The organism is Saccharibacillus kuerlensis DSM 22868, from assembly GCF_000378145.1.
Lineage (GTDB): Bacteria > Bacillota > Bacilli > Paenibacillales > Paenibacillaceae > Saccharibacillus > Saccharibacillus kuerlensis.
In genome coordinates, this window is the sequence record NZ_KB899281.1 from 138,662 (window position 1) to 154,947 (window position 16,286).

Annotated in this window: 14 protein-coding genes; 8 read left to right on the plus strand and 6 right to left on the minus strand. The window is 50.9% G+C overall.

What is annotated here, in order from left to right; translation table 11 throughout:
- Nucleotides 1-180 precede the first annotated feature (180 nt).
- From F456_RS0108095 to F456_RS0108110, 4 genes are all read left to right on the plus strand, one after another.
- On the plus strand, nt 181-1,008 hold the full coding sequence (locus F456_RS0108095; protein WP_018976510.1) for a TIM barrel protein: 828 nt from the start codon (nt 181-183) through the stop codon (nt 1,006-1,008).
- A gap of 186 nt (nt 1,009-1,194) precedes the next feature.
- Nucleotides 1,195-2,058: an endonuclease/exonuclease/phosphatase family protein gene (locus tag F456_RS0108100; protein WP_018976511.1), complete on the plus strand. Its 864-nt coding sequence runs from the start codon at nt 1,195-1,197 to the stop codon at nt 2,056-2,058.
- Nucleotides 2,059-2,200: 142 nt separating this feature from the next.
- Nucleotides 2,201-2,983: a MerR family transcriptional regulator gene (locus tag F456_RS0108105; protein WP_018976512.1), complete on the plus strand. Its 783-nt coding sequence runs from the start codon at nt 2,201-2,203 to the stop codon at nt 2,981-2,983.
- A 182-nt stretch (nt 2,984-3,165) separates the two neighbouring features.
- A complete protein-coding gene (locus F456_RS0108110; protein ID WP_018976513.1) occupies nt 3,166-3,534 on the plus strand; it encodes a DUF4181 domain-containing protein in 369 nt (122 codons plus the stop codon).
- 97 nt (nt 3,535-3,631) lie between these two features.
- On the opposite strand, the gene F456_RS0108115 is transcribed toward F456_RS0108110, so the two are convergent.
- The 3 genes from F456_RS0108115 to acsA form a co-directional block, all read right to left on the minus strand.
- On the minus strand, nt 3,632-4,699 hold the full coding sequence (locus F456_RS0108115; protein ID WP_018976514.1) for a hypothetical protein: 1,068 nt from the start codon (nt 4,697-4,699) through the stop codon (nt 3,632-3,634).
- Between the two features lie 66 nt (nt 4,700-4,765).
- Nucleotides 4,766-5,362: a hypothetical protein gene (locus F456_RS0108120; protein WP_157060033.1), complete on the minus strand. Its 597-nt coding sequence runs from the start codon at nt 5,360-5,362 to the stop codon at nt 4,766-4,768.
- A 302-nt stretch (nt 5,363-5,664) separates the two neighbouring features.
- On the minus strand, nt 5,665-7,422 hold the full coding sequence (gene acsA / locus F456_RS0108125) for an acetate--CoA ligase (protein ID WP_018976516.1): 1,758 nt from the start codon (nt 7,420-7,422) through the stop codon (nt 5,665-5,667).
- Between the two features lie 428 nt (nt 7,423-7,850).
- Between acsA and F456_RS0108130 the strand changes: the two genes are divergently transcribed.
- Complete coding sequence (locus F456_RS0108130) at nt 7,851-8,483, plus strand: GNAT family N-acetyltransferase (RefSeq protein ID WP_018976517.1); 633 nt, start codon at nt 7,851-7,853, stop codon at nt 8,481-8,483.
- Between the two features lie 74 nt (nt 8,484-8,557).
- On the plus strand, nt 8,558-9,736 hold the full coding sequence (locus F456_RS0108135) for an acetoin utilization protein AcuC (RefSeq protein ID WP_018976518.1): 1,179 nt from the start codon (nt 8,558-8,560) through the stop codon (nt 9,734-9,736).
- Between the two features lie 278 nt (nt 9,737-10,014).
- On the opposite strand, the gene F456_RS0108140 is transcribed toward F456_RS0108135, so the two are convergent.
- On the minus strand, nt 10,015-11,103 hold the full coding sequence (locus F456_RS0108140) for a helix-turn-helix transcriptional regulator (protein WP_018976519.1): 1,089 nt from the start codon (nt 11,101-11,103) through the stop codon (nt 10,015-10,017).
- Between the two features lie 336 nt (nt 11,104-11,439).
- Here F456_RS0108140 and F456_RS0108145 point away from each other — a divergent pair, with 336 nt between their 5' ends.
- Nucleotides 11,440-12,870: an NAD-dependent succinate-semialdehyde dehydrogenase gene (locus F456_RS0108145; protein ID WP_018976520.1), complete on the plus strand. Its 1,431-nt coding sequence runs from the start codon at nt 11,440-11,442 to the stop codon at nt 12,868-12,870.
- Nucleotides 12,871-13,127: 257 nt separating this feature from the next.
- On the opposite strand, the gene F456_RS0108150 is transcribed toward F456_RS0108145, so the two are convergent.
- On the minus strand, nt 13,128-13,679 hold the full coding sequence (locus tag F456_RS0108150; protein ID WP_018976521.1) for a helix-turn-helix domain-containing protein: 552 nt from the start codon (nt 13,677-13,679) through the stop codon (nt 13,128-13,130).
- 355 nt (nt 13,680-14,034) lie between these two features.
- Nucleotides 14,035-14,433 (minus strand): hypothetical protein, encoded by a 399-nt coding sequence (locus tag F456_RS0108155; RefSeq protein WP_018976522.1) that lies wholly within the window; start codon nt 14,431-14,433, stop codon nt 14,035-14,037.
- A 320-nt stretch (nt 14,434-14,753) separates the two neighbouring features.
- Here F456_RS0108155 and F456_RS0108160 point away from each other — a divergent pair, with 320 nt between their 5' ends.
- Entirely contained in the window at nt 14,754-16,148 is a 1,395-nt protein-coding gene (locus tag F456_RS0108160) for a HEAT repeat domain-containing protein (RefSeq protein ID WP_018976523.1), read from the plus strand.
- Nucleotides 16,149-16,286: the final 138 nt, after the last annotated feature.

A 16,286-nucleotide genomic window follows, 5' to 3' on the forward strand; every position in this document is an offset into this window, starting at 1 on the left:
TACGTTGGATATATTGTGATTTTTTGTTTGTTCCAAAAATCGGCTTTGTGCCGTACGCCAGTTTTCGTTAAGATGGAGAAAGAAACGGTCATTTCCGAATGGACATTCATTTGAACACATGCGGAAAATATACCGGACAAAGAATCGTATAGAGAAAATTGGAGTATAGGAGGCAAAACCATGCGGAAAGGCATACGTCTGAAGGGCGGGATCGACGATAAAAGTTTTGAGAACCGGCTGCGTTACGATCCGGAAATACTTGAGCTTTATTTGACTGAGAAAGATATGGAGTATACCAATCGAATTCGGGAACGAATTCGTGAGCTGCGGCGTAGAGGTATTAGTGCCTATATGCATCATCCGTCGAAATACCGAGGAGCATACCTGGATATTTTGAGCGAAGATCCGGAGATGAGGGACTTTTACCGAAAATCTACTGAAGAACTGCTGCAGATCTGTCAGGAAGAGGATGCAAAATGTGTGATTCACGCTCATTATGTCGGTCTTGGCGATCTGCCGGTCAATAGAGAACGAACAATTGAACTGCGGGAGGCTATTCGCTCGATTCCCGGATATGACAGCGGTCTGCTGCTCTGGGAGGATTCGACTGAGGGGCTGTTCTGCTACAGTAATCCGTATCTGATCGACGATCTGATTATTCCATTGAGTCTGCCGCTGAATGTAGACGTCAGCCATACCTTTATTGGGTTTCAGGGCAGCAATGACAAGTTAGAAGAAGTGCTGCAGCGGACGGCTCCATATGCGACCTATTACCATTTGGTAGACAGTATGGGACAAAGACATGATTCGCTTCCATTAGGAGAAGGGCTGATTGAGTGGAACCGAGTCAAGCCATATGTCGAAGGCAAAGATTTTATTTTCGAAATTAATCTGACGGGAGACCATACCGATTGTTCACCGATGGTCGACAGTGCGGAATTTTTTGCTAAGATCAAAGCAGCAGAAACTGAGCGTGACGGAACAAAAGTTGTAAGCCGCGCAGATTAAGTTTTGGTGCATCCGGTCATTATCCATACAACAAGGAAGCTCGCTTGCAGACAGAGGTCTGCAGACGGGCTTTTTTTATCCTAGAGGGTTATCCTGTTATTAAAAGTAACGTTTTGACCTCTGAAAAGCAAAACACGGGGGAAGTTTGAAACAAAGCAAAAATGTAAGGTTAGAGGAGGATGAAAAATGAATCGAGCTACGAAAGCCGAACGTGGCGCTCGCCCGACGCTTAAACTTAAAGTGATGAGCTTCAATCTGCGCACCTATACCGCCAACGATGCGGGAAACGAATGGGTCAACCGCGCGCCGCTGGCGGGGGAGACGATCCTGGAACATGCACCGTCTTTTGTCGGTATCCAGGAAGGATATCTGCTTATGCTGGAAGATCTTCAGGGATATTTGACGGATTACGGCTGGATTGGCGAAGGGCGCTGCGGAGGGACAGAGGACGAATACTGCGCAATTTTTTATCGGAAAGAAGATTTCGAAATCATCGAGCAGGGGCAGTTCTGGTTGTCTGAAACGCCGGAAGTGTCGGGGTCGATCGGCTGGGACAGCGATTACCCGCGCATCTGCACATGGGGACGGTTTATACATGCCGCTTCCGGAACGCAGATCCGTGTGTATAATACGCATCTTGATCATATTGGAGAAACGGCAAGAATGGAAGGCACCAAATTGATTGCGTCCGTCATGCTCCGGCACGATAGCGACTATCCGGGCAGCGTCGGCATTTTGATGGGAGACATGAATGGCGGTCCATCCGATACGCCGCTGCGCTATCTGCGCGGCGAAATAACGGAAGCTGGGGATCGTCCGGATCTGCAAGACGCCTATACGGCGCTTGCCGGAGAACCCGGCCGTACGTTTCACGATTTCAAAGGCGGGGGCGAAGGAGAACCGATCGATTATATTTTCGTGGTGCCTCCCTTGGTCGTGCTGCAAACCCTTATTGACCGACGTGACTTTACGGGCAAATACCCGTCGGATCATTATCCGATTGTTGCCGAGCTGGCAATGGGCGAAAGCAGAATCGGCATTTGGTCTTAGGGTTTTAGAATGGCTCATATCGCTAAACTTTCCAACATGCGTCGAATAAGCGCATTCGGAAAGTTTTTCTTTTTTCGTAAAAGAGTGTTGACCCTCACGTAACGTGATCCTCTAAGCTGTGTATATGAAGGAGGTGAGCTGATTGGCTTTGAAAGTCAAAGAAGTAGCGCAGCTTGCGGGAGTCAGCGTCCGTACACTGCATCATTACGACGAGCTCGGACTGCTGCGGCCGGAAGCCGTCTCGAATGCTGGTTACCGGCTTTACGCCGACCACGATCTGGAACGACTGCAGCAGATTTTGTTTTTTCGGGAACTGGGCTTTTCGCTGAAGGAAATCAGACAAATGCTGGATAACCCTGCCTTCGACCGGTTAGAAGCTTTGGAGCTTCAGCGCCGGATGCTGGAGGAGAAACTGGAGCATACGCGGCGCATGATCGACAATATTGACCGCACGATACAACATGCCAAAGGAGAGATACAAATGACGAATCAACAGCGATTTGAAGGAATCGACTTTACGAACGATCCGTATGAGCAGGAGGCACGTGAGCGCTGGGGAGATGCAGCGATCGATGAATCGAAGCGCAGACTGGCAGACCGCACCGGAACGCAGCAGATGAAGGCCGAGCTGCAGCGGGAATGGGAGGATCGAATGATGGAGCTTGCGGAAGTGCGTCATGAAGATCCTTCTTCGCCGCTAGCGCAGAAGGCAATCGGGCACTGGTACACATTTCTGGACAATTTCGGATCATACTCGTATGAAGCTTTTGCCGGACTTGGACAGATGTATGTGCAGGATGAACGCTTCACGAAAAATATCGACCAGTACGGTGAAGGGTTGGCAGCGTTTATGAGCAAGGCGATGCAAATATTTGCGGCGGAGGCCGGTCATCGAAACGAAGAGCAGCATCCAAGTAAAGGGTAGCATTGATATGAAGAGCAGCATTAAAGAAATGGAGGAGATAATGGCTCAATAAGAACATAGTTGACGATGAAGCTTCTTTTCAGTCCTTTGTAACCTTATCCGCTTTTTAACGTATAAGCCGTTACATGATTGACTTTGCGAAAAAAGATTGCGGATGAAGTCAAAACAAGGAGGCCGAAAACGTGCTTATAGGATTGGCGGCATTTCTTGTGCTGTACTTTTCCGTCTATTACCTGCTTTCTCGGTGCCTGCTTGGGCACGGTTTGCAGAGAGTCACTGACCCGGCAGGACGTAAGATCGAAATTATAGGCAGGCTTATACTGGTAGCCATTGCACTGCCTACGCTGTACTTTTTGTATTTCGTTTCGGAACGGTTGACGTTTGCCGGCACGTTCTGCTTTTTCATCGTTTATTTTGCAGCTCAAATAGGACTGCAGGCTTGGATCGAATGGAAATTTTTAAAAGGATCGAAGCAGTACGTTGTGTCTCTCATTATGCTGGTGCTGGCGGTTCTGGGAATGGTTGTGTTTGGAGTCATCTTCTTTGTATAAAGTTTAGTTAGTGAACAAAAAAGACTCGAAGTGCGCTTTGACGCCTTCGAGTCTTTTGGTGCTGAGATTTTTCATGTGTTCAGGTGCAGTCAGGAAATCAAGGTTTCTTTCTACTGAGAAAATCTGCGACGGAAGAGGCCAGTTTGTCCTGCGCCTGTTTAAGCTGCGCTTCCGTGCCACCTCTCGTAAGAGAAAGCTGGGCCTCGTTAATTGCCCGGCGCAAAGTTCCGAATGCCGAAGCCGGATATTGACCGGATCGGATACCTTTTGGCAGATCGAGCAGTTTGTGTGCAGCTTCGATGTCGGCCGCTAGACTTGTGCCTGGATTACCGGAGGATGGCAGTGCTTCGTAAGCCGACTGAACCTGCGAAAATGCTGCTTGGATTTCTTCAGGCGATCCCAAAGCGGCGAGCAGCGTTTCCAACTTCTGTACGGCTGAATCGAATTCAGCCGTTTGTTCTCTGGACAGCTGGCCGGCAGCCACACGATTCAGTACGTCGGCGCGAGTCTGGAAAGTTTGTTCCCAAATGTCTGTCCGACCGTTGCGTTTGTCTTCGAAATCAGCCATAGCGTTCAAGTATTCCCAGTATAAACGCCAAGCTTCTTGACCTTCATCCCAGTTATACATGAGCTGATAGAACTCATCACGAATCAGAGCGATCTCGTTCATCCACTGTTCGCCGACCGCTTCGCTCCACTGGCCGGATTCGCTTCCGAACTCGGTATATAAGTGAAGCTGCATTTCCGCTTCGAACAGAACTGCGTCAAGGCCGGAACCACCTACATCCCAAAACAACTCGTACGGTGGGAAAGCGTCCAAGCGCTGCGAAGCAGCTGTAAGATCGCTGCGTGTTGAATTTGGGTTGAAAGCGATTGCGAAGGTCTCAAAACTCGTTTGTTTGTATGTGGAGTAAAGGCCTTGAGTCTCGAAGGAGCTTTTGTAATGCTCATTAAATTGATACAGGGCTCTGGCGTTTCGAAGAATTTCCAGACGCTCGGCATCCTGCAGTCCGATCCCCGAAGGTGTTTGGGCATCGGAGGATATGGATGCGGAAGAGGAGACACCGTCTTCTTGGGCCAGTGCAGGCAGAGAACCGAAGCAGAGAAGTGTGGCAAGAGCAGGAAGCAGAAGCCGGCCGACCTTTTTGCGGTTGAATAGATTCAATGGATTACCTCCCGTTATCATTGAAGAGTAGATGGCAAAACATACTGCTTCAAAACTGGGCTTGCTTTACGGATTGGTGCTGGCATAGAAGTCCGTCATGGCTGCGATATACTCTCTGAATACGACGACACTGTCTTCTCCGGCGTCGACCCGTTCCAGATACCTTACAGCCTTCGCAATAAAGGCATCCACTGTTGCTTGAGAATATTCGCCCGGTCCGTCGCCTGTCGGGAAATGCAGCTGCAAATAGCTCAACATTTTATGCAGCATGTACCACGTATACGGCTTGCCTTTTTCGATATAATCGTCGAGGTTGAACCGCACGTACTTGAGTGCTCGAGCCAACTGCGCCGGTGTAGAGCTCTCGCTCTTTGCGATCTTCGTCGTTTCGGCGGCGATCCGGTCGGCATACGTTTCCGAGTATAGCGAAATCAGACTGCCCTGCATGGAATATTGAGACATGTGAGTGGCAGCGTGCTTGAACATCTCGATCTCTCGCAGCAGCTGCGCGCGAGCCGGATCATCCATTGGAGCAGGAGTTTCGGCAGAAGCGGCATGAAGAACGGCATCAGAAACAGGAGAAGGAAGAGGGGCAAGCAGAAACGGTACAGCCAAAGAAACCGTCGTTAAGCTTAACAGCGTCTTTCTCATTCGACTATTCAATTGAGCATTCCTCCTGAGAATATGTATTTTCACTTTTTAATAAACAGGGGGTTTTTCTTAGAAACATAAAAAGTTTGAAATAATATAATTTTACATTTATAGTAACTCTGATTTACATTTATGAATTTCAAAAGGATAGAATAAAGCTGAATGGAGGCGGCTGAACTGCTCGAGAAAGGTACTAGGCTTAAGGATTAAAATGTGTTATGGAAATATAATATTGAATACGTTGAAAAGCCCATTATCCGCCTCTGCGAATAACGGGCTTTTGGACAATCCAGACTTCTTAAGTTCTCAAGTTCTTAATCCTCGATCGTCGACAAATCGCCGGCCGGCAGCTTCAGCTCCCAAGCTTTCAATACGCGGCGCATAATTTTGCCGCTTCGCGTTTTCGGCAGCTTGTCTTTGAATTCGATCTCGCGAGGGGCGGCATGGGCAGAAAGACCGTCCTTGACGAACTTCGTAATCTCGGCTTTCAGTTCATCGCTTGCTTCATAGCCTTCGCGCAGCGAAATGAACGCTTTGATGACTTCGCCGCGCACCGGGTCCGGCTTGCCGATCACGCCCGCTTCGGCGATGGCCGGGTGCTCGACAAGTTTGCTCTCGACTTCGAACGGACCTACCCGCTCGCCGGATGTATTGATCACATCATCGATGCGGCCTTGGAACCAGAAGTAGCCGTCCTCATCCATATAGGCGGAGTCACCCGAAATGTACCAGCCTTCAATACGCGTGTACTCTTCGAATTTTGCAGGATTGTTCCAGATCTTGCGCATGATCGACGGCCATGGCGTACGTATGGCCAGATTGCCCATACGCAGCGGCGGCAGAACATTCCCTTGATCGTCAATAATCGCAGCTTCGATGCCGGGAATCGGTTTACCCATCGAACCCGGGCGCAGTTCCATGGACGGGTAGTTGCAGATGAGCTGAGCGCCTGTTTCCGTCATCCACCAAGTATCGTGAATGCGCTGGCCATAGACGCGGTGACCCCAGCGGATCACCTCGGGGTTCAGAGGCTCTCCGACGCTTAGTACATGCCGAAGCGAAGACAGGTCGTATGCTTTGACGGATTCGTCGCCTGCGCCCATCAGCATGCGGAATGCTGTTGGCGCGCTGTACCAGACAGTGACTTTATAGCGCTGAAGCGTCTCGTACCAGTCCTGTGGACTGAAGCGGCCGCCGCGGATGACATTCGTGACGCCGTTCAACCATGGAGCGAAAATGCCGTATGAGGTTCCCGTTACCCAGCCGGGATCGGCGGTGCACCAGTAGACATCATCATCCCGCAGATCCAGCACGACCCGGCCTGTATACGCATGCTGAATCATGGCGCCGTGTACATGATATACGCCTTTGGGCTTACCTGTTGAGCCTGACGTATAATGCAGGATCAGCCCGTCTTCGCGGTCGACCCATTGTATCTCGGTCTCTGTGGATGCCTCACTCATCAATTTATTGAAATCGGCAAAAGGAGAATCTTCTGGCAGCATACTTTCGCCTTCCGCTGTCTCGCCGCTTGTGGACGTATCTACCAGAATCACATGCTTCAGCTCCGGCAGCTCGTGCGCGGGAATACGTTCGGCCAATTTCGGTGTGGTCACGATCGCGACGGCTCCGCTGTCCTTCAGACGGTCGCGTACGGCTGTCTCCATAAACGCTTCGAACAGAGGTCCGGCAATCGCACCGATCTTGATTACGCCAAGCAGGGTAAAGTACAATTCCGGCGTGCGCGGCATGAAGATAAACACGCGGTCGCCTTTTCCGATACCCAGACTCCGCAGCATATTGGCCGCCCGGTTCGATTCCTGCCGCAGCTGTTCGAATGTGTACGACTCGCTGCGCTCCGGATCACTGTAATGCAGGGCGATCTTATCGCCGAGGCCAGACTGCGCATGTCGATCGATCGCTTCGAAAGCGAGATTGACACGGCCGGTTGCATGCCAGCTGAATCGCTTTTCCTCGTCCATCCAATTGAACTCGCGCCGGGCCTCTTCGTAATCGCCCAGATTCGAGTGCTGCGTTTCGACGCCAATGATTTCTACCGTGTCTTTTTCCATAAGAGCCTCCAGTCGCGTAAGAGAATGAGGTGCAGGATCAAGTAATAGACCTTACCATTCTTACAGATGCAGCGCTTACAAATAAACGGTAAATCTTAAAGCTTCGGCGTTAGGCTGTCACGGTCTTTCTGCAGAGGGACGTTATGATCGGCTGGCCGGGAAGCAAAACGTCGAATTTTCTGTAGTATAACATAATCGTAGAGATTGTCGATTTTTCAATAGGGAAAAGTGCAGTCTGGAGGACCGTTCCTTCGGTTCAAACGTTTATTTTATCGTTCAGCTGCAGTTCATCAGCAGGTTGACGATGGTGTTCGGCAGACAAAGCGGCTATGATAAATACAAGAACACAGCATCGTCTGCCATAAGCTCAACTTTTTTCGGCGGTGGCCTGCTTGGAAGGGATACCGTTCAGAGCGAAAGGAGGCCGTATGGAACATATTAAGATCAATTATGAAGAGACATTTGGCGAAGGAGGAAATAAGTTGGTCATTCAGGGGCCGATCCCTTCGGAACGCCTGCAAAAAATGAGTCTGCATCCGCAGCTCGACGCGTTCCGCCGCCCGAAAGAGCAGCATGAAGCGCTGGTTGAGATCGCGGAACTGCCGGAAGGACGCATTATAGCGGCTGTTGAAGATAAAACAATCGTCGGTTACGTCACGTTTCATTATGCAGATGAGTACGAGCGCTGGTCGGAAGGGAAAATGGACGATCTGATCGAACTTGGCGCCATTGAAGTTGCAAACGATTACAGAGGATTGGGATTGAGCAAAAAACTGCTGGAAATCGCTTTTCGTGGCGGTCAACTGGATAATGTTATCGTCTTTACAACGGAATATTACTGGCATTGGGATCTCGAAAGCACAGGATTGAGCGTCTGGGATTATCGTAAAATGATGGAGGATCTGATGAAAAACGTCGACATGGTCTGGTTTGCGACGGATGATCCGGAAATCTGCAGCCATCCGGCCAACTGCCTCATGGTACGTGTCGGAAAAAAGGTGCCTCAAGAATCCGTCGAAGCGTTCGATCGGCTCCGGTTCAGACAGCGCTTTATGTACTAAAAAATCGGGTGACAAACGTTTGAAATGTACTGAAAGCGGAAGAGGTTGGAGAGTCGGAAGGAGGGAAACGCAGCATGCGGGATGCCGTTTATTTGTTTCATCCAAACAGTTTGAATTACGTGTTCGGTCAGGATCATCCATTTGATCAGCGCCGAATTACCTTAACCCGGGATTTGCTGCGGACGGCAGGCGCTTTTCCGACGGACGGAGAAATTGTGCCGGCCGATCGCTTGGATGAAGCGCTGCTGCACGCTGTGCACATACCGGAGTACGTAGAGCGGGTCAAAGCGCTCAGCGAACCGGTTCCCGACAACGGAATTGTGGACGAAGCGCAGAAATACGGTTTGAATTCGGAAGACACGCCGTTTTTTCCCGGTATGCATCGCAGCGCGGAAATTATTGCGGCCGCGTCGGTCGCGGCGGCGAAGATGGTGATGGATGGCGATGCCCGCCATGCGGTCAATCTGGCTGGTGGACTGCATCATGCCATGCCGCAGCGCGGTTCAGGCTTCTGCGTGTACAATGATGCGTCGATTGCCATTTCTTTTATCCGAAAAGAATACGGGGCAAAAGTGCTGTACGTTGATACGGATGTGCATCATGGAGACGGTGTGGAAATGTCATTCTACAGCGATCCGGGTGTCTATACGTATTCAATTCACGAGACAGGGAAATATTTGTTTCCAGGCACAGGTCTGGTGGAACAGCGTGGAGAAGGCGAAGGGTTCGGATGTACGGTCAATTTGCCGATGGAACCGTATACGGAAGACGATTCGTGGCTGGAATGTTTCGGCAGCGTGCTGGATGATGTCCTGCGCAAAGCGCAGCCCGATATCATCATCAGCCAGCACGGCTGCGATGCTCATGCATTGGATCCATTGGCTCATATCCACTGCTCCATGAAAATTTACCGTGAGATGCCCAAAATGCTGCATAAGGCTGCGCACGCTTACTGCGGCGGCAGATGGGTAGCGCTTGGCGGAGGCGGTTATGATATATGGCGCGTTGTGCCGAGAGCCTGGTCGCTGCTGTGGATGGAGATGAGCGAGCATCCGCTGCTGAAGGAACTCGACAGCAGCCCGAATCTTCGGCTGCCGCAGGAATGGTTGGAGCGCTGGAATCCGCAAAGTCCCGAGCCGCTGCCTGAGACTTGGCTTGACGATACTTCTTTGTGGGCTCCGATGCCGAGAAGAGCGGAGATCGAGATGAAAAATCGCCAAGCCGCCGAACTTGCGGCGATGTATTTGCGATGAGCAAAGGCAGGTAGAGATTAAGCAAGGAAGAAAGCGAGTAAGTAAGTAAGTAAGTAAGTAAGTCGGCGTCTCGGACTACTTTCTTATAGTAAACTTTAAAATAAATCAAACCCTCGACTCCTTATATCGGAGATCGAGGGTTTTTATTTTTGAAATCTTACTTTTAAAATTTTGCTTTTCGAATCAATATTTCTACGGCTGGTTGCTGAGGGGAGCTCGCTATTCAGGTACTCCTACTGCGGCTTATGTTTCTAGTAGCTTATGCAGCGTCTATTCACTCAACTGAACCGCGAGTACAGCTGCCAGACCAACTCCCGGCGGCTTTTCGTACCGGTCTTGCGAAAGGCCGACTTCAAATGATCCTGCAGCGTATACTCCGACATGTGCAGCGAGAGCGCGGCTTCCTTGCCGGATAAGCCTTGGACAATCCTGTCCACCACTTCACGCTCCCGTTCGGTCAAGCCGAAATTCTCGGCGAGCACTGGCAGAATGTCCGCAGGTCGTGCACGCTCGACCGTGACGGCGAGCTGAATCTCGCCGTCGGTGCTCTTCATCCGGCTGGCGCGGATGCCAATGTAATAGCCGCCGGGCGCGGGGACGCAGACCCGCGCGGCATATTCGGCGGAGGAGCCGTCCTGCGGAGACGGCGACAGGGCGCGGGCGCAGACCGCGCGGACCGGACGGGGCATGATGTCCGGTCCAATACGCTCGGCGCCGCGCAGCGCGGCGAGCCAGCCTTCGGCCGCAGCATTGGCGGCCAGCAGCTGCAGGCGCTCCGACAGCACGAAGACGCCGGCCTCGTGGGGCAGCGGAAGCGGCTGCCCGGCCTCGTTCTCCGCCTCATCTGCGGAGAACGAGGCCTGCCGCAGATAAGCGGCCATCTGCGGCAGCAGCGCCGCGACCAGGCGCACGTCGTCCTCCGTGAACGGAGGACGTTTGCTCCGGCGCAGCAGCGTCAGATGGCCGCAGCGCCGACCGCGCGCCGTCAGTACGGCGCGCAGCTCGTCGCCGAAGCCGGCCGGCGACAAAATATCCCGGAAGCGCGCACTGCGTTCCGGCTGCCTGTTCGAAGCCAAGTGCAGAGCGGCAGCCGGAACTTCCGCAGCTGCAAGCTGATCATAGCGATTAAAGTCTTCGCCGCGATATTCGTACTCGAAGAGGCGCGGATGAATCGCTTCGACGGCATCGTCGGTTACCGATCCGGTGCTGAGCCCGGTATTTCCGTCCACACCGGTAAAGCAGGCGCCGTCAAACGGCATCACTTCGGACAGTATGGACAAGCAGGCACTGCGGTAGGCACGCGGAGACGGAAGCTTGTCCGCCAATCGATGCAGCCTGCCTGATAAGCGGATGATTGTCTGATCCATATCTTTCCTCCTCGCTTTCCCCAGATTTCTGGGATAGGCACATTGTTTCTTTTGAAATAATGGACACAGATTCCGAGTCTGCTGTATTCATTATCCATTATTAGTGCTGTTCTTTTCAATACTTCGTGAAATGGGATACGCTGCAGGAGCAGACAATGAGTTGTAATCTTTCGGAATCCGCCTTCCTTGGGAGGTTTGTAAGTCCAATTGATTCGGGCTGGCATTGGTGCGCATGCGAAGGGCCAACCTGTTATTGTATACTAAAATGATAGAGGTTTGGCTCACAACAGTCGAACCCGTTCTGTTCCCAATACCGAAACAAAGGAAGTGTGACGCATGGAGATGCACGGAAAACTGCTGATCGGCGGCTCATGGAAAGAGACGTCCGACTATATAGAAGTTAAAAATCCAGCGAACGGCAAGGTAATCGGCCGAACGGCCCAAGCGAGCGAAGCCGACGCTCAAGCTGCAGTGGACGCAGCTTACTCGGCATTCCCGTCCTGGTCGACGCTGCCGGCCGCCGAACGCGGACGCCTTCTGCTCAATTGGCACGCGCTGATCATTAAGCACCGCGATGAGCTCGCACGTATTATGACGCTGGAGCAGGGCAAGCCGCTGAAGGAAGCGGCAGGCGAGATTGACTATGCGAACAGCTTCATCCAATGGTACGCCGAGGAAGGTAAGCGGGTATACGGCGAGACAATTCCCGCTTCTTCTCCGAACAAACGAATTTGGGTAACGAAGCAGCCGATTGGTGTTGCCGCGATGATTACACCTTGGAATTTCCCTGCTTCGATGATTACACGCAAAGCCGCACCTGCGCTTGCAGCAGGGTGCACTATCGTCGTCAAGCCGTCGGAAGAAACGCCGTTTACGGCACTTCGATTGGCAGAATTGGCAGAGGAAGCGGGGATTCCGAAAGGCGTTATCAATATGGTTACAGGCGTACCAAGTGAGATCGGTGGTGTCTGGCAGCGCGATCCGCGCGTGCGTAAGCTGTCTTTTACCGGCTCTACCCGCGTTGGGAAAGAACTGATGAAAGGCGCAGCCGATACGATGAAAAAACTTTCGCTTGAACTTGGTGGACATGCACCGTTTATCGTAACGGAGCATGCCGACTTGGAAAAAGCGGCGCAGGGGATGATTGTATCCAAGTTTCGCAACGGCGGACAGACGTGCGTCTGTACGAATCGCATATATGTTCATGAAAAGGCAGCGGAACGCTTTACAGAACTGGCGGCGGCCAAAGCAGCAGAGTTGAAAGTAGGAAACGGCCTGGATGACGGCACGGACATCGGCCCGCTGATCAACGCAGCGGCAGTCGACAAAGTGCTGGCACAGATTGAAGATGCCACATCCAAAGGGGCTCGGGTATTGGTCGGCGGTGGACGAGCTATGGAAGGCGGAGCCGGTCACTTCGTACAGCCGACGCTGATTGCAGATGCTGCCGACGATATGCTGTGCATGAACGAAGAAACGTTCGGCCCGCTGGCTCCGATTACGACCTTCCGTACGATCAATGAAGTAATCGAACGCGCCAACCGCAGTCCGTATGGACTGGCTGCCTACGTGTTTACCGAACAGATCGGTGAAGCAATCACAATTGCCGAACGGCTTGAGTTCGGGATCATCGGATTGAACGATCCGCTGCCTTCGACTGCACAGGCACCGTTCGGCGGCTTCAAGGAAAGCGGACTTGGACGCGAGGGCGGGCATTATGGGATCGAAGAATATCTTGAGGTCAAATATATCTCGTTGGGCCTGTAAATAGAGCGCCTGTAAACCGGGCTCCTATAAACCGATTTTAAGAATTCCCTGCAGGAACACTACTTATAGGGCAGTGTTTGAGCGTTTGAACCGTATTTTTTTAATTAAGACGTCCCAAAAACTTGAGATAGACTCAAAAACGATTAGAGTCAAAAACGCCGTTCCGCATCAGCATCCTGCTGGTGGGAACGGCGTTTTGCATGGACTTTTGTTGAAATGAATGAAGCTTGGTAAACGAGTTGAACCCGATAAGACAATCAAATCAGTTCTGATTCGCGTCGGCTGTCCGTATAGACGGCAATCAGAATAACAGCCGGTTCGTCGCCATCATTACAGACCCGGTGCGGAACACAGGCATTCCAACTAAACGTATCGCCTTCGTGCAGCCGATAAATATCTTCCCCCTGCTGAGCGGTTACCGAGCCGCGGACAACCAGATGGACCTCTTCACCTTCGTGAGCATGAGGAGTATCGCCTGAAGAAGCGCCGGGAGCCAGCTCAACAAGGGTCATTCGCATATGGGGCGTATGACCGATATGCGAAATGCTGAGCTGTTCCGTGCCACCCGACGTCTGACGCCGTTCATGTTTACGAACAATTTGCATCCGTTCCTCTTTTTGCAGCAGGAGGTAAGCCAGTGACACATCCAACGCCCGAGCAATCTGCTCCAATGTGGAAATGGATGGAGACGTCTTATTGTTCTCCACTTGACTCATGAATCCTTGCGATAGGCCGGTGGCCGCGCAGATTGTAGCAATCGTGATGCCTTTGCGTTTACGTATTGTACGGATGTTGGAACCCAGGTCCATCTGTAGTACCCCTTTTTCGAATAAGAGTGGGATTTGTATTTTATTTATCCTAACAATTTTCGCCAAAATCCGCTAGTCGATGTATGACGAATTTTATAGATTAGGGCTGCAATTTGCAGTTCTTCTATAGCAAATGCGCTTCCTTCATTAAGAAGGAAGCGCCCAAGAACGAATCATAGAGAAATTGCAAGACCGATAAAAAGTAGCAGCATGTCGACAAGCAAAGTCAGGCTGCTTAGACAAATTCCAATGATGGTGTACACGGCTCCCTGAGAGCTGCAGACCGCAATAAGTATGAAAGTCATTGCAGCAGCCAGAATGTCGCACCGATTCGATTTGAATAAATTTGGTGTTCTTAATTGCGTACTAGGCACTCGGCGGCGAACGGAAGCGGATGGCTCAGCAGAGCAGCGAATCGGTTCAGTGACAGCCTGGCAGAATCGGGATCCGTGAAGCCGACGTTCGAGCTGCCAAAGACGCCCTGCACGCCGCACAAGTTGAATGCAAAGTCGCCGAGCATGACGGAAGAGGACTCCTCGGGTGCATCCAGCCCGTAAACGTCTTGGAGTCTTTGGCGCTCGTTCTGTAGTGCATGATCAGACATTTCATTATTCTCGGACAAGGTCGCCGTTTTTGTGTTTGTCATGATGGTTTTTGGATTTGTTTTCGAATCGACTTCCGGTGCGCATCCAGCCAACACGATCAGTATTAATGCAAATCGAATGAGCCGAGCAGTCGTTTTCTTTTTATTCATCCTTATTCCTCCCGTGTAACACGCATTTTGTAGTGAATAATATCATCTAATAAACGATATTTCATAAACGATATTTTGAAGGAAAAGTTATGAAGTTTACTATTTTTATGTTTTTATAATGAGAGGAAAATAGGACATTTGGAATTTTGCACAAAACACGCCAAAGAGTTACAATCAAGCATAGTGGAAGAGTTTGGAAAGTTTATCCGGCATTAAATAGAATGTTAGGCCTAGAATCTGCTCAATAAACGTTCGGTTTGGAAACGGTTCTGTGCGGGTAGTTTTCAGATAAGTTCGGCTTACTTTAGGGAGGGAAACAAGTGGAGAAACAGGCGCAGTTGGAGCGGCAGCTTGAGCGTATTGTCTGGAAACTGAAAATGGCTGCCCGGCGCGACGAGGCCTTGAAAGAGTTTGGGGCAAGCCGACATCAATATAGGATGAACGAGCCGCTCGGTTCTCAAGAGATCGCAGTATTTGAAAAAAAGTACGGAGTTTCGCTGCCCGAACCCTTTTCGGAATTTATTCAGCAGATTGGCAACGGAGGTGCGGGTCCTTATTACGGCATTGCGGAACTTGATTTCGACCAACCGACAGAGTTTTTAAATCATGACTGTCGTTTATTTCCCGAAATGACACAGCAGCAGTGGGGAGAGATGACTGCTTTCCTGGACAATTCTACCCTGGGCGCAGCCCAAAAAGAAAGCATAGAAGCGGAGCTCTACGGCGGTTTGCTGCGAATTGGGGAGATGGGCTGGACGTTTGAGATGATGCTGGTGATGACAGGCGATTACCGCGGCAGAATTGTATATATAGATCGAAGCTTCCAGATTCCGTTCTTTACATATGAAGCTAACTTTCTGGAGTGGTATGAACGCTGGTTGGACGAGGTTATTGGAAGGTACGACACAGGTTGGTTTGCCATGGATCGTGCCGAAGATGATGTAATGCTCAATGACCTCTATTTGTCCAATCTCGAGGAGAAAGTCAAGGTGAGTGCCATTCAAGGCATGCATAAGCTTCCCAAGCTCAAAGGAGACACGCTCGATTTCCTATTAGAGCAGTGCACGGATGCTTCGGCGGCTGTACGAATGGCGGCACTGGAAGTTTTGACTCAAAAGGATTATGCCGCCGCCGACATTTTTTTGAAACGAGCGCTCAAAAGTGGACTGGCGGAGGAGCGGTTGAATGCGGCTCGACAAATTGATATTCATGGTGAAGTTGGCGGCGGAAAACACACGTTTTTGCTGGAGCGTCTGCTGCCTCAGGAAGAAGACCACCGGGTGCTTTGTCAAATAACGCGCATATTGGAGCAGGGAACGGTGAATCCGCTGCCGACGCTTGTTCCATTTTTCTCTCATACCGATCCAAAAATGAGACGTGAAGCGATTTTTCATGCAGGCCAGCTACCCGGTCATGAAGCCTACGCCTCCGCATTTGGCAGAGCTTTGGAAGATGAAGACGAGATGGTACGTCGTACCGCAGTCGGAGCTTTGGAAGGATTGCCTCTGCCTGAGTTCTTGCCTCAATACGAAAGGCTGTTGAGCGACCTGTCGTCGGGAAACAAGCTTCGCTTGGCGGTGCTGCGGCGTCTCGAAGAGTATGGAAGCCAGGCATACGAATTGTTTGAGCGGGCGGCTGCGGATTCCGATTCGGAAATTCGAAAAGAAGCCCGGCGCTTGCTTATGAGATTTGGGATGAAAATGAAAAAAACTTGAATAGCTGTAGAAGGATAAACTTTGTTTCTTCAGAAACAAAGTTTTTTTGTGCAAAAATTCTTATTAACATTTGTGAAGCTCCGGGTTCATAGATTTCGCAGAGACATCTTTGCAATGATAAGGATGTCTTCTTCGCCA